Genomic DNA, 17,506 nt, shown 5'->3' with positions numbered 1-17,506 from the left:
GGATTGGGTATTAATTACTGTCAATAGTCTAGCGCGTCGCCCATCCGCGCTAGGGTTAGTGGCGATGAAAGCTAAGAAGGTTTGGTGGTCAGTAACCGCGCTGGTGGTCACGGCGGCGGTCGGGGGTACGGCTGCGCTGGGGGTTAGCATCCAGCGCGAGTACGGCGATCTTTCGCATGGCGAGGCCGAAACGGTGCAGGCCCCGGAAAATCCCCTGCAGCCGGCTAAGGCGCAGGACGTGGACTTTGCGGCGCTCAGCGCAAAGCTCGATGAGCTGGGCAAGAGCGAGGATTTGGCTACCTTTGGCGGGCAGGTAATCGATAGTGAGACCGGCACGGTGGTCTGGGAGAGTGATGAGGATAAGGCGCTGACCCCGGCTTCGTCGACGAAGGTGCTGACCACCGCCGCGGCAACGCTGGCCCTGGATGAGTCGAAGCGGATTACTACCAAGGTCTACCGCGGCAAGGACCCGAACAATGTGGTGATCAAGGCGGCTGGCGATGTCTGGATGACCAACGAGCAGCTCGATGACCTGGCGGATCAGATTAAAAAGACCGGCACCCAGGTGGCGGGCGTGTACATCGATACCTCCGCGTGGGCGGGCGAGCCGCAGGCGCCGGGCTGGGATCCGGAAAACGTCGACGAGGGTTTCGTCGCGCCCATGGAGCCGGCCATGTTGTACGGCGGGCGCATGGGCGCTACGGAGGGCGATGTGCCGCGCAGCCACACCCCGGCCCTCGATGTTGCGGGCGAGCTGGCCAAACGCCTGGGCACGGATAAATTCGCCCCCGGCACGGTGACGGAAGGCACAGAGCAGCTGGCCAGCGTTGAGTCGGATCCCCTAGGCGAGCGCGCGCTGGAGATGGTGCGGCATTCCGATAACGTCATGGCGGAGGCTATTGCCCGCGAGCTTGCCGATGCCCGCGGCAAAAACCCCAGCTTCCAAGCAGGTACCCAAGCCACGCTGGACGTGCTGCGCGAGCACGGGTTCGATGTCAGCGGCGTGGATATCAAGGACAACTCGGGCCTTTCTGTAGATAACCGGTTGAGCGCGAGCGTGCTGGCGGAGATTGTTAACGGCGCGGTCGAGGATCCGCAGCTGCGCCCCTTGGCGGCGTATCTGCCGGTCGCAGGAGGAGACGGAACGCTGCACGAGCGCTACGGGGAGTCAGCGGCGCGCGGATTTGTCCGCGCGAAGACCGGCACGTTGACGGGGGTATCCGCGCTGGCGGGCACCGCGCAGGGCCAATCCGGGCGCGTGTATTCCTTTGCGTTCTTGGTCAATGATGGCGAGATTATGGCGGCGCGTGCGGCCCAAGATGACCTTGCCGCGGCGCTGCACGAGTTCTAAATGAGTCCACAGCCTGGAGTAACGCCGTTTTGGCCGCGGGTCTCGCCGCACTTTTTGAGCTGCCGGCGAGCGGTCCGCGCGGCGAAGATGGGCCACGCCGTGGCGGTGGGGCTATCCGGCGGCGCGGATTCTTTAGCGCTGTGCGCGGCGATGATCGCGGAGGGCCACGACGTAATCGCATTATGCGTGGATCACGGCTTGCAAGACGGTTCGCGTGAGCAGGCAGAGAAGGCCGCTCGGCAAGCAGAGAGTTTGGGTGCGCGGGCACGAGTGATCGCAGTGCAAGTGCCGGACAAAGGGGGGAATTCGCTGGAAGCGGTGGCTCGGCAAGAGCGCTACCGAGCGATGTCCGCGGCCGCACGCGGGGGAGAAGGGCCGCTGGAGATTGCCGTGGCGCATACGGCCGATGACCAGGCGGAAACGCTCCTTCTTGGCGCTCTGCGCGGGCGGGTGGCCGGCATGCCGGAGCGGGCAATAGTGGAAGGCGCGCGCGTGGTGCGGCCATTCCTTCAAGTGCGCCGTGCCGATACGGAGGGTGCGTGCGCGGAGCTGGGGCTGGACGTGTGGCAGGACCCGCAGAACGCGGATACGGATTTTCGGCGGGTAGCGCTGCGCCGGGAGATCATCCCAGAGTTGTCGCGGGTTATCGGCGGTGATGCGGTACCGGCGTTGGCGCAGGCGGCGATGGATACCGCGCGCGATGAAGAATACCTCGCCACGCCGGCCACCGCGGACTGTGCGGAATTGGCCGCGCTGCCGGAGCCGCGGCGCCGACGCGCTATTGCAGCCTGGCTCATCGAGCGGGGAGTGAAGGTGACGAGGGAGGGGATCGGGGGCATCGGCAAGCTGTGTACCAACTGGCACGGACAAGGGCCGGTGGCTGTGAGTTCGGCGCGGCAGGCGGGGCAGAGGTTGGAAGTAGCACGTATAGGTGGCAAACTGGCACTATTGTCTGGTCATTAAAGGAGCGCACACGTGCACGACAAGAAAGACTTCGCCGTCCCCGCAAACCGCTACGGAGACGATGTAGAAGCAATCCTCATCACGGAAGAGGAAATCAAAGACCGCGTCCAGCAGCTGGCGGATGCGGTGTCTGAGAAATATGCCGACGCTGAGCAAGACCTGCTTTTGGTCTGCGTATTAAAGGGTGCGGCCTTTTTCCTGACGGACTTCGCGCGCAAGCTATCCATCCCCTCGGAGCTGGAGTTTATGGCCGTCTCCTCGTACGGCGCCTCCACGTCTTCTTCTGGGGTGGTGCGCATCTTGAAGGACTTGGACCGCGATATTGCCGGGCGCGATGTGGTCATTGTGGAGGACATCATCGACTCGGGCCTGACGCTATCCTGGCTCATTCGCAACCTGCGGGGGCGCAACCCGAAGTCGCTCAATGTGGTGACCTTGTTGCGCAAGCCGGAAGTGGTAAAGGCGCAGATCGATCTGCTCGATGTGGGCTTTGATATCCCCAATGAGTTCGTCATTGGCTATGGCCTTGACTACGCGGAACGCTACCGCGACCTGCCCTTTGTGGGCACCCTTCACCCTGATGTCTATACCACCAACTAAAATCGCGCAGTAATGAAAAACAATAAACTCCTTCGCTACGGCGGCATTGCGGCGCTGATCCTCGTAGCGCTGTATGCCTTTACGTTCTTTAGCAACGAGACCCGCGGATACGTGGACGCGGATACCTCCGTGGCCCTAAAACAGCTGCAGGATAAAAACGTTGACGAAGTAGAAATTGATGACCGCGAGCAGCGCCTGCGCATCAAGCTCAAGGACGAAATCACGGTAGAAGAGCGCGAGGGCGTTGAAGAGATCGTGTCTCAGTACCCCGCACGCGCCTCCGAGCAGGTCTTTGATGCGGTCAAGGATTCGGGTGCGGAGAAGTATCAGACCAACGTCACCCAGGATTCCTTCTTGGGCTCCATGCTCAGCTTCCTGCTGCCGATGGTCATCCTCTTCGGCCTGCTGTTCTGGCTCATGTCCCGCATGCAGCAGGGCGCCGGTGGCATGTTCGGCATCGGCGGCTCCAAGGCCAAGGAGCTGACCAAGGATATGCCGACCAATACCTTCGAGGACGTTGCCGGCGCGGATGAGGCCGTGGATGAGCTGCAGGAAATCAAGGACTTCCTGGAAGATCCGACCCGCTACCACGACTTGGGCGCGAAGATTCCGCGCGGCGTGCTGCTTTATGGCCCTCCGGGCACCGGTAAGACGCTGTTGGCCCGCGCCGTTGCGGGAGAGGCCGGTGTGCCGTTTTATTCCATCTCCGGTTCGGACTTTGTGGAGATGTTCGTCGGTGTCGGTGCCTCCCGCGTGCGCGACCTGTTCAAGCAGGCCAAGGAGCACAGCCCGTGCATCATCTTCGTGGACGAGATCGACGCCGTGGGCCGCCAGCGCGGATCCGGTACCGGCGGCGGACACGATGAGCGCGAGCAGACCCTGAACCAGTTGCTGGTTGAGATGGACGGCTTTGGCGACCGCGAGGGCGTTATCCTCATCGCGGCCACCAACCGCCCCGATATTTTGGACCCGGCGTTGCTGCGCCCGGGCCGGTTCGACCGCCAGATTCCGGTCACCAACCCGGACCTGGCCGGCCGCGAGCAGATCCTGCGCGTGCACGCCAAGGACAAGCCCTTGGCAGAAGAGGTCGATGTGGCGCAGCTGGCCAAGCGCACCGCCGGCATGTCCGGTGCGGACCTTGCCAATGTGCTTAACGAGGCCGCGCTTCTCACCGCCCGCATCGGCGGCAACGTCATTACCTATGACGCGCTGGAAGAGGCCACCGACCGCGTGGTGGGCGGGCCACGGCGCCAGGGCAAGATCATCTCCGAGCACGAGAAGAAGGTCACCGCGTACCACGAGGGCGGCCACACCCTGTCCGCGTGGGCGCTCAAGGACATCGAGCGCGTGTACAAGGTCACCATCCTGGCCCGCGGCCGCACCGGTGGCCACGCCATGACCTCGCAGGAAGACGACAAGGGCATGTACACCCGCGACGAGCTGTTTTCCCGCTTGGTCTTTGCCATGGGCGGCCGCGCCGCCGAGGAATTGGTCTTCGGTGCTCCCACCACCGGCGCGTCCTCCGATATCGAGAACGCCACCAAGATCGCCCGCGCGATGCTGACGGAATACGGCTTTTCGCCCGACCTGGGCACCGTTAAGTACGGCCAGGAGCAGGGCGATCCATTCAGCCAGATGGGCGGGGGCGGCGGCTCCATCGATTACTCGGATGACGTTGCCGCCAAGATCGACGAGCAGATGCGCTACCTCCTCGAGCGCGCGCACGAGCAGGCCTACGACATCCTGCGCACCAACCGCGAGTTCCTGGACAAGCTGGCCGAGGCTCTCCTTGAGAAGGAGACCCTGCGCCGGCCGGACCTGGAGAGCATCTTCGACGGCATCGTGCCGCGCGATGCCTATGATGTCTTCCCCGGCGAAGACGATCGTTTCCCGCGCCAGATTGGTTATGCGCCGGTCAAGACGCCGGTCGAGCTGGCCAAGGAGCGCGGCGAGGAGCTTCCTAAACGCATGACGCTTCTCGATGCCTCCCGGGCCGCCCGCGAGCGCCGCCTCGCCGGCGAAGAGCTCAAGGGCGAGGTTGGCTTTAACTTTGGCCAGCACGCTGGCGACTACGTGAACCCCGAAACAGTGCGCGAGCTGCACGGCGGCGGTAGCGATTCCGAGAACCGCAGCGGCCGCAGCGATGGCCGCAGCGGCCGAAACAACCAGAACAACCGCGCGGACCAGAGCGAGCGCGGCGACCGCGCCGACCGGAGCGATCACGTCCGCAACGACCGCGGGGAGCGCGACGGCGGGGAAGGGCGATCGGATTCGGCATCGGAAAGCAGGGGCAAGCACCACAAGCCAGAGGGAGAAACCAGCCAATGGTTCACCCCAGGCTGGAATGAGTCTTCCCACCGCGATAATCCCTACGCGCGCGATGCGGAAAAGTCGCGCGATGATAAAGAGTAAGAAGTACGTGCATGTCTGAAAATCACACTGATAACCAGCAGGTGCCCGCCCGCGCACCGTATGACCAGGAGCGGGCGGAGGCGGCCGTTCGCGAGCTGCTCTTTGCCGTGGGCGAGGACCCTGACCGCGAAGGCCTGCGCGAAACCCCGGCACGAGTGGCCCGCGCCTACCGCGAGGTCTTCGCCGGCCTGCACGAGGACCCGACGGAGGTGCTGCACAAGACCTTCGCCGAGGACCACCAGGAACTGGTCCTGGTGCGCGATATTCCCATCTACTCCACCTGCGAGCACCACCTCGTGCCGTTTTATGGGGTGGCGCATATTGGCTATATCCCCGGCAAGGACGGGCACGTCACCGGGCTGAGCAAGCTGGCGCGCCTGGCGGATATGTACGCCAAGCGCCCGCAGGTCCAGGAACGCCTGACCCAGCAGATTGCCGATGCCCTCGTGGATGTCCTCGAGGCCCAATCCGTCATCGTGGTCATCGAGTGCGAGCACTTGTGCATGGCCATGCGCGGCATCCGCAAGCCGGGAGCGACCACAACGACCTCCGCGGTGCGCGGCGGGTTCAAAAATAACGCGGCCTCGCGCGCGGAAGTGTTGAGCTTCATCCGTACGTAGCGCGTACGCAGTAGAGTTTGTCGAGCGAAAAGGAGAACGCAGTGCACCCGGCTTCCTCAGTTGGAGAATTGACCATCGCGAAGCGCACGCTCGTCATGGGCATCGTGAATGTTACGAAGGATTCCTTTTCCGATGGTGGGCGGTGGCTCGACTTTGACGCCGCCACCACTCATGCCCGCGAGCTGGTGGAACAGGGCGCGGACATGATCGATGTGGGCGGCGAATCCACCCGCCCGGGCGCGGTGCGTGTGGAGGCGCAGGAAGAAGCCGACCGCGTGGTCCCGGTCATCCGGGCGCTGCACGAGCAGGGCATTCGCACCTCGGTGGATACGATGCGCGCCTCGGTTGCCACCGCTGCGGCCGCGGCTGGGGTGGACATGATTAATGATGTCTCTGGCGGCCTCGCCGATCCTGAAATGTATGCCGCCATGGCCGATGCCGGCGTGCCCGTCTGCCTCATGCACTGGCGCACGCTGCAGGAAGGCGCGTTCGGATCCGCGGCGGGCACGGCGGATCACGGCGGCGATGTGGTCCGCGATGTGCACGAGACCCTCGCCCGCCTGAGCAATAACGCCCTGGATGCGGGCGTGAAAAAGGAAAATATCGTGCTGGATCCGGGCCTCGGCTTTGCCAAGAGCCCGCAGGATAACTGGGCGCTGCTTAAGGCCCTGCCCGAGTTTCTAGATGGCGAGTTCCCCATCTTGGTGGGCGCCTCGCGCAAGCGCTTCCTCGCTGCCATCCGGGAAGACCGCGGGGTAGAGGCCAGCCCGCTGCTTGCTGATCCCGCCACCGCCGCCGTGACCGCCATCTCCGCCCAGATGGGTGCGTGGGGCGTGCGCGTGCACGAGGTGGGCGTATCCCGCGATGCCGTCGACGTGGCCGCCGCGTGGAACGCCGGCAAGTCCTATGTGGGCGGCGCCAATGCCACCGGCAGCTACCGCAATGCCGCCACCGGCACTGGCTCAGTGACCTCTACCGCGATGGGTACGGAAAGGAATTAACCATGGCAGATCGCATCGAATTAACCGGCCTGGAATGCTTTGGCTACCACGGCGTCTTTGAGGAGGAGAAGCGCACCGGCCAGCCCTTCATCGTCGATATCACCTGCTGGTCCGAGTTTGCTGAGGCCGCAGCTCACGATGATCTGACCAAAACCATCAATTACGCAGAGCTTGCCGATGTCGCCGCCAGCATCGTCGAAGGCCCCTCCCGCGACCTCATCGAGACCGTCGCTAGCGAGGTGGCCGATACCATCATGGATTCTTTTGCAGACCTGCACGCGGTGGAAGTGACCGTGCACAAACCTAAGGCGCCGATACCGCGCACTTTTGCCGATGTCGCCGTCGTCGCCCGCCGCTCCCGCAAGCACGCGCGCACCGGTGCCCCACGGCTCGCCTCGCAGGAGGGGACTCCGAAGGGAGCCGACGCGCAGCGCCCCGGCACGAACCCCGGGAGTAAGTAATGCGCGCGGTACTATCCATCGGCTCCAATATGGATGACCGCGTGGAGCTTTTGCGGACGGTGTTTACGGAGTTCCGTGAGGACATCGTGGCGGCCTCGCCTGTCTATGCCACCCCGCCGTGGGGAGTAACGGACCAGGATGAATTTTTGAATGCGGTGCTCATCGTGGACGTCCAAGAGAGCCCGCTGGAGCTCTTACGGCGCGGCCAGAAGCTGGAGGAAGCCGCAGAGCGCGTGCGCGTGCGCCACTGGGGCCCACGCACCCTGGATGTGGACATCGTCGATATTGAGGGCTACAGCTCCTCCGATCCGGAACTTACCGTCCCACACCCCTTTGCCCACGAGCGCGCATTCGTGCTTATTCCCTGGTTAGCCGCCGATGGCGCTGCTAAGTTGAAGGGACAGGATGTCTCCGCGCTGGTTGCCGCATTGAACCCGCAGGAGACCGCCGATATCCACCGCTTGGGCCTGATGGAGGAGTTATGAAACGAACCTCGTTCGGTGCGCTTATCGGCGTAGGGGTATTCATGGCCGCCGCGGCGGCCATCCTCACCACGCGCTTTTATGGCTCCATGATGGCCATCCCAGTCACGGTCTCAGCCACGCTGTGGCTCATGGTGGTGGTGTGTTTGGGGCTTACCTGGAAGGTAGATAAGGCCACCGATGAGGATCACGGCATCGGGTTGGATAACTCGCAGCTTAATCCCATGACCATCGCGCAGTTTATGCTGGTGGGCAAGGCCTCGGCGTGGACGGGTGCGATCGTCGGCGGGCTCTATGCAGGGGTGGCGGTCTACGTCATCCCGAATGCGGGCACCCTTGTCGCGGCTTCCGATGATCTGGTGGGAGTGCTCGCATCCGCGATTGGCGGCATCGTCATGTCCGCGGCTGGCCTGCGATTGGAGCGACACTGCGAGACCCCGCCGCCACCGGACGGGCTTCAAGCGGTACATTAGGGAACATGACTCAGCCGCGCTCTTCTTCCAAAAACTCGTCGTCCTCGCCGGATTGGGGACAAATTGGGATTATCGCCCTCGTCATTTTGGCCGTTATCGCCAGCATCGTCATGCTCATTTCCGGCTCGGCAGCGGCGCTCAAGATTGCGCTCATCGCCGCCTTGTGGGCCGCGGTGGTGGGCTTTTTCTTGGTGATGCGCTACCGCCGCCAGGCCGAGGAATCCGTGACCAAGCTGGAGCTGCAGGAGCGCGCCCACCGCGCGGAGCTCAAGCAGGCCCGCGCAGCCGAGGGCAAGGAGTTGCCGGATCAGCAGATCCTCGATGAGATTCGCACCGAGCTGGCCTCTATCCGGAAGCAGATTGAGGACTTGTCCGGCCACGAGTTCACCTACGAGCCCGCCGCCTTGCACGCGGAGGCACGCCGCATCATGGAGCTGGAGGCACAGACCGCCGCGGCGTCCCACCGCAGGGAAGAAAACGTCGACTTTGAGCAGGCGTCTTCCGGTGCGCCGTCTGCCGATGCCATCGCTGGCCGCCTAGGCAATCAACCCTCCGGCGCGCACGCGGACTCCAACCCGCTCAATGACATCATCAGCGAAAACACCCGCGCGCAGCGTAGCTCTTCCCGGACCGAGCAGCTTGCCGATGCCCCCATGCCAGCCAGCGCGGACCAGAAGCCAAAGGACGTTTCCTTCGATACCGGCAGCTTCCAGGCCGTACGCTGGGATTCGGGCGGAGATTCTGACATCAAGCGCCAAGGCTCCCAGCACGCGGGAACCGGCAGCGCGGCGCACTCTGGCGCCCGCGGTAGCCACCGCAAGCCAGAGGCTGATACCGCAGCTGAGCAGGCTTCCGATGCGGTGACCCAGAACATCCCGCAGCAGACCACCGGCAAGGATGCGCGCGAGGAATACAAGGGCTCGGGACACCACGTGGCTGCTGAGCAGAAGCAAGCGGCCACGCGCCGCCAGCAGCAGACCCGTGGTCGCCGCCGCAGCGATGAACAGCGCGATGGTTCCGTGTCCGTCTCGGAGCTTCTGGCACAGATGAAGAAGGATAAATAAATGCGTCCACCGCGCATGCGTGTTGCCCTTTTCGGGCGCAGCCTCGCCGGGATTTCCCTAGCCAATGCCATGGAGCGCGCTGGCCATACCGTGGAGATGCTTGATGATCCGGCCGAGCTTGGCTCCTTCCAGGCGTTGATTCTAGCGGTGGGTGAGACACGGTTGGATGCTGCTGTAGAGCTTGTCGAGGACCACGTGCACAAGGGCCTGATCGCTTTCCATACCTGCCTGTCGCGGGGCGTGCAAGGCCTCGATCCGCTGGAGACTCACGGTTGCATCGTGGCGGCAATAGCGCCCATGGCAGGCGGGCGCTGGGCAGTATCCACGCTGGATGAGCTGGGTGAGAGCATTGCTGACTTCGTATTGAGCGAATTCCGGGCGCACGCAGTGCCGCTTTCCGATGCCGAGCGTCCCGCCTTCGCCGCCCGCTCCTACTACATAGAAATGCTTAGCCGCCTGCATCTAGCAGCTGCCGTTGAAGCCAATTTCTTTGCCGAGTTCGATGAGATTCCACCGTCCGAATTCGACATCGATTCAGAGGACATCATTGCGGCCTATCGCGGGGCCACGGATCCCGGAATGCGCCGCCACTACTTAGAAACCGCTCGGCGCTTAGGCGAAGTAGAAGACCGCACCGAATTAGAAATGTGGGCCTTGCAGGAGGAATCCCGATGAGCTTGAAGATGGGACAAGCCACCGTTGTCAGCGAGGTCGATCGCATCCGCATGGTGGGAAGCGCCCTGCGCAAGACCGGTCGCCCCGTGGCCTTCGTACCACTGACCACCGGCGTGCATGCAGGGCATATCGCGCTGGTGCGAGCGGCCCGCCGTATTCGTGGCGCGGTGACCGTCGTGGCTCTCCAAGAGCCTCGCGGCGAGGACGTAGATCTCCTGCGCGCCGAGGGCGTGGATGTCATTTGGGATTACACTCCCGAGAAGCTCTGGCCGCATGGCCGCCGGATTACAATCTCGCCTCGCGACGCCGCAGACTTCCCAGCAGGCTTAGAGCCCGATTTGTCTGGCGAACTCACCCTTTACCTCACGCTGATGATGGCGCTATCGCCCACCGATGTGCTTATCGGTGAGAAGGACTACGAGCTGCTCTTGGCCATTCATCATGCGGTGCAGGACTTGCACCTGGGGGTTCGTGTGCAGGGCGTTCCCGCCGTGCGCATGCCCGATGGCGTAGTGATGAGCCTGCGCAATACGCGCGTGCCTGAAGATAAGCGCGAGGACGTAGCCGCCCTGTCCGCCGCGCTTACCGCTGGGGCACACGCCGCAGAGGCGGGCGCGGAAAAGGTCCGCGAGGTTGCCGCAGGTGTCCTAGAAGCCGCCGGAGTAGAACCGGAATACTTAGAATTGCGCGGCCGCGATCTGGGCGAACCGCCTGCCGAGGGCGATGCCCGCCTGCTGGTCGCTGCCACCATTGGCGGGGTCAGAGTAATTGACAACGTTGGCCTGCCGCTGGGGATTGGTTTCACTAATATTGAAGAGCACGAGGCTAAGGCCGAGCTCGAGCGAGAAAAGCAGCGCGAGCAAAACCAATCCCCGGAGGACTAATGACCGAAATCCACATCCGCGACCTTGATCCGCGCGATGAACCCAAGGCGATTGAGTTTGCCATCGAAGGCATGCACCTGCATTGGTTTGTGAAGAACCCGCGCTTCGAGCGTGCCTATGGCCGTTATTTTTGGGATTTAGAGCGCGCCCAAGCCACCGATATCTTGGCAGCCTATGCCGATGATGGGCGTTTCCTCGGCGTGATTTTGGCATCGATTAAAGGCGAACCAGCGCTGCCGTATCCGTGGTGGCGCAAGGCCTATGTCAAGGCCGTGGATCTCTTCAACAGCCTGCGCCCTGGCGGTCACCGCGGTGACTACGATGCCGCGAACGAGGACATGTTGTTAAGCTACTTGGCCGAAAACACCGTGGATGGTGAAATCGGCTTCCTCGTCGCTGACCCAAACTCGGGTGTGAAGGGTGTGGGCACCGCGCTCCTCGAGGCCTTTGAGGAGCGCCACCCCGGCAAGGATATTTACCTCTACACCGACGATGGCTGCACCTATCAGTTCTACGATTCCCGCGGTTTTTAGCGGGTGGGGGAGAAGGAAATCTCCATCGATAAGGACCGCGACCTTACCTGCATGCTGTACGTCCGCCACGTGGCGTGAGGCTACCGCGTCACGCCACGCAAACGAGCGCAGCTTCACGCCACGCATCTACATCGGCGAACGCTACAGACTTCGCGGCACGAATCTTCGCGATGCGATTTTTCGCGGCGCGGGTCCTCCCGGCGCCGCGCCACGTTAGTTCGCCAGCGCGCCCATCGGATCCCACGCCGGCAGGGTGGTGATCTCGGTGGACTTGAGCGCTTCCTGGTATTGCCCAGGCAGGCGGGACGGGTGGACGGCGATTTCGAAGACGTACTCGTCAAACCAGTCATCGGCCATGGTCCAAAAGCCCTTATCGCCCTTCTCGGTGCCCCAGGAATTCTCCACGCGCCAGCGGGTGACCTCGCCGGACTCGGCAACATCTGCGCCGGTAAAGACCATCGCGTGCGTCATCAGGGACTCGTGCAGGCGGAGGCGGTCTGGCTTTTCGATGCCCATTTCCACCCCATACAGCCCCTCATAATCGTGCAGGCGCTTGGCCCAGACGCCGCTATCGGCATCGGATTGCTGGCTGGTATCGCAGCCGAACCAGACGGGCTGGCCATCCTCGATGGCAGAGCGGGTGGCATCGCGCAATACCTCAACCGGGGCGTTGAGGTAGGTGACCTTTTCACCGGCGACGTTGCCTAGGTAGTCCACGGTGTAGAGCTCACCGTAGGAATTGCGCGGGTCATTGACCACGCAGACATACTCGCCCAGGTCCTTGGGGAGGTATTCGCGGGCGAAGTCCTGCGGGGTATAGGTGCCCTCGCGGTGGAAGTTATCGTCCTTATCGCGGTACTGCCACTGGAAATCCTTGGGCGGGAGGCCGAGGTTGGCGGTGAGGATGCGGTAGACATCGGCAAGCGCCTGCTCCTGCGCCCCAGACTTGCCCGCACGGATCTGGTGGGCGGCGCGGCGCAGGACGGTCTGCAGGTTGCGGTTGAGCATGGCGCTGGACTCGGAGGACGCGGTCTCCGGCATGGCGTACTTGGGCACCACGCCGTACTTTTCCACCAGCGAGACGAACATGGACCACTGGCCGCCATCGCCGATGGGGTCATCCATGAGCTTAGTCAAGGTGCGGTCCGTAATATCGCGCTCCTTGAGCTCGTCTACCGCGGTGAGGAACCAATTGGCCTTTTCCAGCTTGTCGTAGAAGTACAGGTAGGTCTGCGAAAGCTCGAAATCCTTGATGTTGGTGCGGTCCATGATGTCACCGCGCAGGGAATTCAGGCCCGCAAAAATCCAGCAGCGGCCAGAAGCCTTCTGGTTGGCCGCGCCCCACTTATCGAGCTTGTGGCTGGTCGCCGTGGTGAGCTCGCGCACGAGGTCGCGGTCGACGCTCAGCTTATCGATGCCCTCCTGCGCCACCGCATTCCGCGCCGCCCTGATGGCCGGCTCGCTGGTGAGGGTGGCGTTGGTGGTGTGAACTTCCTGTGGATTAATCTCATTCATTTTTCGATGCTCCTTAGTTCATCCGGTCCCAGAAGGGAAGCTCAACGGGCTCGGTCTCTAGTGCTTGCTGCTGCTCGGAAGTGAGGAATTCCTTGCGCACGGCGATGTGGAAGACGTTTTCGCCGAACCATTCATCCGACATCGTGGCAAAGCCCTTGCCGGGTACCTCGTCGGCGTCGTCCTTGCGCGGCGGCTTGGTGCCCCAGGAGTTCTCCACGCGCCATGCACGGGGTGCACCATCAACTCCGGTCAGCGCCATCGCGTGGGTGGGTGCAGATTCGCCGGAGGTAAAGCGCTCCTCCTTGCTCATGGTGGAATCGATACCGTAGAGGCCATCGGTATCAACGAGGCCTTCGTCCCACACGGCGTTCTGGAAGGAGAACTGGCGGGAGACATCGCAGCTAAACCACACCGGGTCGCCGGCGTTGATGCTGGCGCGTGCGGCGGCGCGCAGTTCGTCCACATCAACGTTGAGGTAACCGGCGGCCTGTCCACCGGCGAGGTTATTTACTCCAGCGCTGGTGTAGTAGCGGTGCTTGTCGTTGGTGGTACGTGGGTCATCGGCAAGCACGACGTACTCGTCTAACTTCGGCAGGTACTTATCCGCAAACTCGCGCGGGGTGGAGTGCACGCGGAAGAATTGCTCGTCCTTGGTGCGGTAGCTCCACGTAAATTCCTCCGGCGGGGTGCCCAGGTGAATGGCGAGCACGCGTTGTATATCGGTGCGGGCTTGCTTGATAATGCCCCCGCGATCCCCCTCACCTTCCACCGCACGGTGCGCGGCGCGGCGGATGATGGTGGCGATATCGCGGTTCATCTGCGCGGTGTGGCCGGACGAGTGCACCTCCGGCATGACCTCGGCCGGGACGGCGCCGTACTTGTCCACGAGGTTGGTGAAAAATGACCACCAGCCGCCGTCTTCGCCTGTGAGCTCGAGGGAAGTAGCCACGTCGCGGTCATCCCAGTCGGTGCCATCTTCGGTGAGATCCAACAGCTGGTTGAGCGCGAAGTTGGCGCGCTCTAGTTTGTCGAAGTACTGCAGGTAGGTAAAGGAAAACTCAAAGTCATCGATATTGAGCTTCTTGGCCGCGCGGTGGCGGAATACGTTGAGCGCGGCAAACATCCAGCAGCGCCCGGAGCGCATCTGGTCGGTGACGCTGAGGCTATCGAGTTTTACCTCGGTGGTGGGGTAGAGGGCGGTAATGCGGTCGCGGTCGAGGGCCGCCTTGGCCACCCCTACGCTGGTAATGGCATTGCGCGCGACGCGCAGCTGGGAGTCCGCTGCAGCCTCCTCGCGCAATTGGGACAGGAAGTCATTGGTGAGCAAAGTCATATTCACCGTTTTAGCAGACTGCGATCTCACCCGGGGCCGCTGGGTTCTGGATGGGCAGTTAGAGATCGCTCCAGATCGCTATAGATGCTCCGCCAGCCGCGCCACGGCTTCGGGGCTTCCCACCTCTTCTGGAAGCCAGGGGATTTCGTGGAATGGGGTATCGGGAAGCTTATCGTGCAAGAGCGCCAGGGCCTCGTCCTCGGCGGCGCGCCGGGAGGCCAAGAACTCGCCTTGGACCGCGGGCGTGCGGCGGTTGACCAGCATGGAGCCAACCCGCACGCCATTGCCGGTGAGATCCGCGTGGAACTCGGAAGACTCCAAGACGGGCAGGCGCTCGGCGGTGAGCACGATGTGGAACACGGTCTTCTTTGAGGTCAGCGCAGTGCGCAGGTGCTCGAAGCGCTCGCGGCGCTGGAAGAGCGTGGCGCGGATTTCCTGATTGCGCCGGTCCACTGGATCGTTATCGGCGCCGGACTCCGCGGACATCCCGCGCACCAATGAGCCGAATTTATCGGACTTCTCGCGCCGGGCAAGCAGCCCATCGGTATAGGCAGCCATGATTTCTGGCAGGGCCATCAGCCGGGAGGTGTGACCGGACGGGGCGGTATCGAAGATGAGGTAGTCATACTCGTTAGCGTTTGCGACCAAGGTGGCCATGCGCTCCAAGAGCGCCGCCTCCTGCGTGCCGGGGGATTGGCGGGCCAAGTCTAAGTGCTTTTTTACCTCGCCGTGCAGGTGCTCCGGCATGAAGCGGCGCATCGAGGCGCCCACGTTCGCGAGGTGTTCCTCGGTGGCTTGGGCAGGATCGAGCTCGATGGCGGAGAGGGATGGGGTGAGGTGAGTGGGGGCATCGGAAAGCGTGGCATCAAAGATATGCCCCAGGTTGTGCGCCGGATCCGTGGAGACCAACAGCACGTTGTGGTCCTGGGAAAGGGACAAGGCCGTGGCTGTGGCGAGGGTGGTCTTGCCCACGCCGCCCTTGCCACCAAAGAACATGATGGGCGCGGTTTCTAGCAGCATTGAATATTCTCCAGGGGTGATTTATCCATGCCCATGCGCGTGTGCCAGGCGTGGAAATCTTCGTAAACCAGCGGCAATAGCTCCAGCGTGTAGTAGCTGGCGGGGTTGGGGATGCCGAGCGCCTCCGAGGCCACCAGCATCATAAAAAGGTCATCTTCTTGCTGCTGGGCCTTGGCAAAGACGGCGCGGTACGGGGCTTGGTAGAACTTGTTGAGCCCCGCACCGAAGGCCTTAAGCTTGTCGAGCATGCTGGGGAAGGGGAGCGTCGGAATCGTCGTCGGTCCACTCCAGCGGCGGTTCCTTGCGCGCGTTGGAGATAGCGCCGATCGACTCCACGATGACCCAGATGGAGGCGATGACGATGACGACGTCCATGCCGAAGAGCAGCCAGTTCTGATCCGCGAACAGGGACTTGAGCTGCAGCAGCGCTGCCCACAGAGACATGATGGTGACGAAGATGAGCGGGATGATAACCGGCAGGGTGGGCCGGCGCAGGTGGGTGAGGATGACCACGACGATGGCCAAGGACAGGCTGGCCATGAGCTGGTTGGTGGTACCGAAGAGCGGCCAGATGGTCATGCCGCCGGAGCCGTCCGCGCCCGCAGAGAAGGTCAGGCCGAAGGCCAGGCCCACCGCGATGATGGTAGAGACTAGGGCCGTGATGCGGATACCCATGATCTCACCAATTTCCTGGACCACGATGCGCTGCAGGCGCACGCCGGAGTCCATGGTGGTGGCGGCGAAGAGCACGGCCATCGTCGCCAGGATGGTGGCAGACAGCGAGGTGGGAATGCCCAGACCCTCGTTCATCAGCGCGCCGCCGCCTTGCACGAAGGCATTGACGCCGCCGGCGTTCCACTCGGCGTAGATTTCCTCCCAATTTGCCAGGGTCTTAAAGCCAGCGGTGGTGGCGATGATGGTGCCGAGCGCCAGCAGACCCTCGCCCACAGCACCGAAGTAGCCCACGAAGCGGACATCGGTTTCCTTATCAATCTGCTTAGACGAGGTACCCGAGGCCACAATGCCGTGGAAACCAGAGATGGCACCGCAGGCGATGGTGACAAAAAGCAGCGGGAAAATCCCCGGGGTGCCGTCAGGAACGTTTTCGCGCACGGCAGGGGCGGCGAGCTCCGGACGGGTGATGAGAAAGGAGCCGTACAAGATGATAAGACCCACGAAAAGCTGCAGGCCATTGATGTAATCGCGCGGCTGGAGCAGCACCCACACAGGCAGCAGCGAAGCGATGAAGGCGTAGATAAATAGCAGGATGATCCACACGCCGTTGGCGGGAATGCCCAGGACCGTCTCCGGTAGCACGACCGGGAAGCGGTCGCCCAAAACCATCAGCGAGTACAGCGCCACCACGCCCACGAGGGACACCAGCGGCAGGTTCCAGTTCAAGCGGTAGATGGCCTGGCCAATCAGCAGCGCGACGGCAATGGCACCCCACGTGGGAATGACCGCCGAGGGGGTGGAAATAAGCAGGTTCGAAATCACCACGGCGAACGCGGCATTGACCATGAGCAGCAGCAAGAAGATTACGATGAGGAAGAGGTTGCGCCCGCGCTTGCCGATGTAGCGCCCCGACAACGTACCAATCGACTGACCCTTGTGTCGCTGCGAGGCCCACAGCGCACCCAAGTCGTGCATGCCGGCAATGAAGAAGGTGCCTAACGTGACCCACAGGAATGCCGGGAGCCAGCCCCAAATGACGGCCACTGCCGGGCCGATAATCGGTGCCGCACCCGCCACGGAGGTGAAGTGGTGGCCCCACAGCACATATTTATTGGTGGGAACATAATCCACGCCGTCTTTGAGGCGGTGCGCTGGGGTGGTGTAGTTCTCAGATAACCGGAAGATGTTCTTGCCCAGGAACTTGGAATAGAGCAGGTAGCCGGCGGCCATCATCGCGATGCCGACAATGGCGAGGACAAGAGAGTTCATAGTGTGTGTCTCCTCATAGGCGGGAAGGTGGCGTGTCTCACACGTGCGGACAGTATGCCATAACTCACGTATCTATTTGCTTGTGGGGGAGACCGGTGGGCAGATTTATATTTGGCAGGCGGGTCGGAGTACACCTCTTAGTTCAGTCGCAGTGGATAGACGAAAAGCGCGGCCC

The 17,506-nt window shown here is 62.8% G+C and carries 17 protein-coding genes and 1 pseudogene; 13 read left to right on the top strand and 5 right to left on the bottom strand.

From position 1 onward, the window contains the following. The first annotated feature begins 64 nt into the window (after positions 1-64). The 13 genes and pseudogenes from dacB (at position 65) to ABRP66_RS06640 (ending at position 11,519) form a co-directional block, all read left to right on the top strand. Positions 65-1,351 carry a D-alanyl-D-alanine carboxypeptidase/D-alanyl-D-alanine endopeptidase gene (dacB, locus tag ABRP66_RS06700; protein ID WP_284770311.1) on the top strand — a complete coding sequence of 429 codons (1,287 nt, stop codon included), beginning with the start codon at positions 65-67 and terminating at the stop codon, positions 1,349-1,351. After that, positions 1,352-2,314 carry a tRNA lysidine(34) synthetase TilS gene (tilS, locus tag ABRP66_RS06695; protein ID WP_349838496.1) on the top strand — a complete coding sequence of 321 codons (963 nt, stop codon included), beginning with the start codon at positions 1,352-1,354 and terminating at the stop codon, positions 2,312-2,314. Positions 2,315-2,326: 12 nt separating this feature from the next. After that, positions 2,327-2,914 carry a hypoxanthine phosphoribosyltransferase gene (gene hpt / locus ABRP66_RS06690; RefSeq protein WP_005279498.1) on the top strand — a complete coding sequence of 196 codons (588 nt, stop codon included), beginning with the start codon at positions 2,327-2,329 and terminating at the stop codon, positions 2,912-2,914. A gap of 12 nt (positions 2,915-2,926) precedes the next feature. After that, complete coding sequence (ftsH, locus tag ABRP66_RS06685; protein ID WP_284785158.1) at positions 2,927-5,326, top strand: ATP-dependent zinc metalloprotease FtsH; 2,400 nt, start codon at positions 2,927-2,929, stop codon at positions 5,324-5,326. An 11-nt stretch (positions 5,327-5,337) separates the two neighbouring features. Continuing rightward, positions 5,338-5,946, top strand: coding sequence for a GTP cyclohydrolase I FolE (gene folE / locus ABRP66_RS06680; RefSeq protein ID WP_023023959.1), 609 nt, complete (start codon positions 5,338-5,340; stop codon positions 5,944-5,946). Between the two features lie 41 nt (positions 5,947-5,987). Continuing rightward, positions 5,988-6,947: a dihydropteroate synthase gene (gene folP, locus ABRP66_RS06675; RefSeq protein ID WP_284796514.1), complete on the top strand. Its 960-nt coding sequence runs from the start codon at positions 5,988-5,990 to the stop codon at positions 6,945-6,947. Between the two features lie 2 nt (positions 6,948-6,949). Further along, positions 6,950-7,321 (top strand): annotated as a pseudogene (folB, locus tag ABRP66_RS06670) (dihydroneopterin aldolase); the annotation flags it as partial. An 86-nt stretch (positions 7,322-7,407) separates the two neighbouring features. After that, positions 7,408-7,893 (top strand): 2-amino-4-hydroxy-6-hydroxymethyldihydropteridine diphosphokinase, encoded by a 486-nt coding sequence (gene folK / locus ABRP66_RS06665; protein WP_284785160.1) that lies wholly within the window; start codon positions 7,408-7,410, stop codon positions 7,891-7,893. Beyond that, complete coding sequence (locus ABRP66_RS06660) at positions 7,890-8,363, top strand: DUF3180 domain-containing protein (protein ID WP_284770318.1); 474 nt, start codon at positions 7,890-7,892, stop codon at positions 8,361-8,363. Before folK ends, ABRP66_RS06660 begins: the two co-directional genes overlap by 4 nt. A 5-nt stretch (positions 8,364-8,368) precedes the next feature. Then, complete coding sequence (locus ABRP66_RS06655; RefSeq protein WP_284796515.1) at positions 8,369-9,427, top strand: DUF6779 domain-containing protein; 1,059 nt, start codon at positions 8,369-8,371, stop codon at positions 9,425-9,427. Further along, complete coding sequence (locus tag ABRP66_RS06650; RefSeq protein ID WP_284782633.1) at positions 9,428-10,102, top strand: Rossmann-fold NAD(P)-binding domain-containing protein; 675 nt, start codon at positions 9,428-9,430, stop codon at positions 10,100-10,102. Then, positions 10,099-10,986, top strand: a complete 888-nt coding sequence (locus ABRP66_RS06645) for a pantoate--beta-alanine ligase (protein WP_284782634.1) — start codon at positions 10,099-10,101, stop codon at positions 10,984-10,986. The genes ABRP66_RS06650 and ABRP66_RS06645 overlap by 4 nt, the downstream gene beginning before the upstream one ends. Then, positions 10,986-11,519, top strand: coding sequence for a GNAT family N-acetyltransferase (locus ABRP66_RS06640; protein ID WP_349838495.1), 534 nt, complete (start codon positions 10,986-10,988; stop codon positions 11,517-11,519). Before ABRP66_RS06645 ends, ABRP66_RS06640 begins: the two co-directional genes overlap by 1 nt. A 213-nt stretch (positions 11,520-11,732) precedes the next feature. Here the strand turns inward: ABRP66_RS06640 and ABRP66_RS06635 are convergent, their stop codons facing one another. The 5 genes from ABRP66_RS06635 to ABRP66_RS06615 form a co-directional block, all read right to left on the bottom strand. After that, positions 11,733-13,034 carry a C1 family peptidase gene (locus ABRP66_RS06635; protein WP_349838494.1) on the bottom strand — a complete coding sequence of 434 codons (1,302 nt, stop codon included), beginning with the start codon at positions 13,032-13,034 and terminating at the stop codon, positions 11,733-11,735. 13 nt (positions 13,035-13,047) lie between these two features. Next, positions 13,048-14,367: a C1 family peptidase gene (locus ABRP66_RS06630; protein WP_284785164.1), complete on the bottom strand. Its 1,320-nt coding sequence runs from the start codon at positions 14,365-14,367 to the stop codon at positions 13,048-13,050. Between the two features lie 78 nt (positions 14,368-14,445). After that, positions 14,446-15,387, bottom strand: coding sequence for an ArsA family ATPase (locus ABRP66_RS06625; RefSeq protein ID WP_349838493.1), 942 nt, complete (start codon positions 15,385-15,387; stop codon positions 14,446-14,448). Then, positions 15,378-15,635 (bottom strand): cory-CC-star protein, encoded by a 258-nt coding sequence (locus ABRP66_RS06620; RefSeq protein ID WP_349838492.1) that lies wholly within the window; start codon positions 15,633-15,635, stop codon positions 15,378-15,380. The genes ABRP66_RS06625 and ABRP66_RS06620 overlap by 10 nt, the downstream gene beginning before the upstream one ends. Beyond that, the gene (locus ABRP66_RS06615; RefSeq protein ID WP_349838491.1) at positions 15,619-17,331 is read right to left on the bottom strand and encodes a carbon starvation CstA family protein; all 1,713 of its coding nucleotides are present in this window, start codon (positions 17,329-17,331) and stop codon (positions 15,619-15,621) included. The genes ABRP66_RS06620 and ABRP66_RS06615 overlap by 17 nt, the downstream gene beginning before the upstream one ends. Positions 17,332-17,506 lie beyond the last annotated feature (175 nt).

It is taken from the genome of Corynebacterium sp. KPL2680 (assembly GCF_040225675.1).
GTDB lineage: Bacteria > Actinomycetota > Actinomycetes > Mycobacteriales > Mycobacteriaceae > Corynebacterium > Corynebacterium rhinophilum.
The sequence above is the reverse complement of the archived record's forward strand: the minus strand, read 5'-3'. Positions and strand labels throughout refer to the sequence as shown.

Coding starts and splice junctions, on each gene's coding strand:
- dacB (WP_284770311.1), top strand. CDS start 65: ATGAAAGCTAAGAAGGTTTGGTGGTCAGTAACCGCGCTGGTGGTCACG.
- tilS (WP_349838496.1), top strand. CDS start 1,352: ATGAGTCCACAGCCTGGAGTAACGCCGTTTTGGCCGCGGGTCTCGCCG.
- ftsH (WP_284785158.1), top strand. CDS start 2,927: ATGAAAAACAATAAACTCCTTCGCTACGGCGGCATTGCGGCGCTGATC.
- folE (WP_023023959.1), top strand. CDS start 5,338: ATGTCTGAAAATCACACTGATAACCAGCAGGTGCCCGCCCGCGCACCG.
- folK (WP_284785160.1), top strand. CDS start 7,408: ATGCGCGCGGTACTATCCATCGGCTCCAATATGGATGACCGCGTGGAG.
- ABRP66_RS06660 (WP_284770318.1), top strand. CDS start 7,890: ATGAAACGAACCTCGTTCGGTGCGCTTATCGGCGTAGGGGTATTCATG.
- ABRP66_RS06655 (WP_284796515.1), top strand. CDS start 8,369: ATGACTCAGCCGCGCTCTTCTTCCAAAAACTCGTCGTCCTCGCCGGAT.
- ABRP66_RS06650 (WP_284782633.1), top strand. CDS start 9,428: ATGCGTCCACCGCGCATGCGTGTTGCCCTTTTCGGGCGCAGCCTCGCC.
- ABRP66_RS06645 (WP_284782634.1), top strand. CDS start 10,099: ATGAGCTTGAAGATGGGACAAGCCACCGTTGTCAGCGAGGTCGATCGC.
- ABRP66_RS06640 (WP_349838495.1), top strand. CDS start 10,986: ATGACCGAAATCCACATCCGCGACCTTGATCCGCGCGATGAACCCAAG.
- ABRP66_RS06635 (WP_349838494.1), bottom strand. CDS start 13,034: ATGAATGAGATTAATCCACAGGAAGTTCACACCACCAACGCCACCCTC.
- ABRP66_RS06630 (WP_284785164.1), bottom strand. CDS start 14,367: ATGACTTTGCTCACCAATGACTTCCTGTCCCAATTGCGCGAGGAGGCT.
- ABRP66_RS06625 (WP_349838493.1), bottom strand. CDS start 15,387: ATGCTGCTAGAAACCGCGCCCATCATGTTCTTTGGTGGCAAGGGCGGC.
- ABRP66_RS06620 (WP_349838492.1), bottom strand. CDS start 15,635: ATGCTCGACAAGCTTAAGGCCTTCGGTGCGGGGCTCAACAAGTTCTAC.
- ABRP66_RS06615 (WP_349838491.1), bottom strand. CDS start 17,331: ATGAACTCTCTTGTCCTCGCCATTGTCGGCATCGCGATGATGGCCGCC.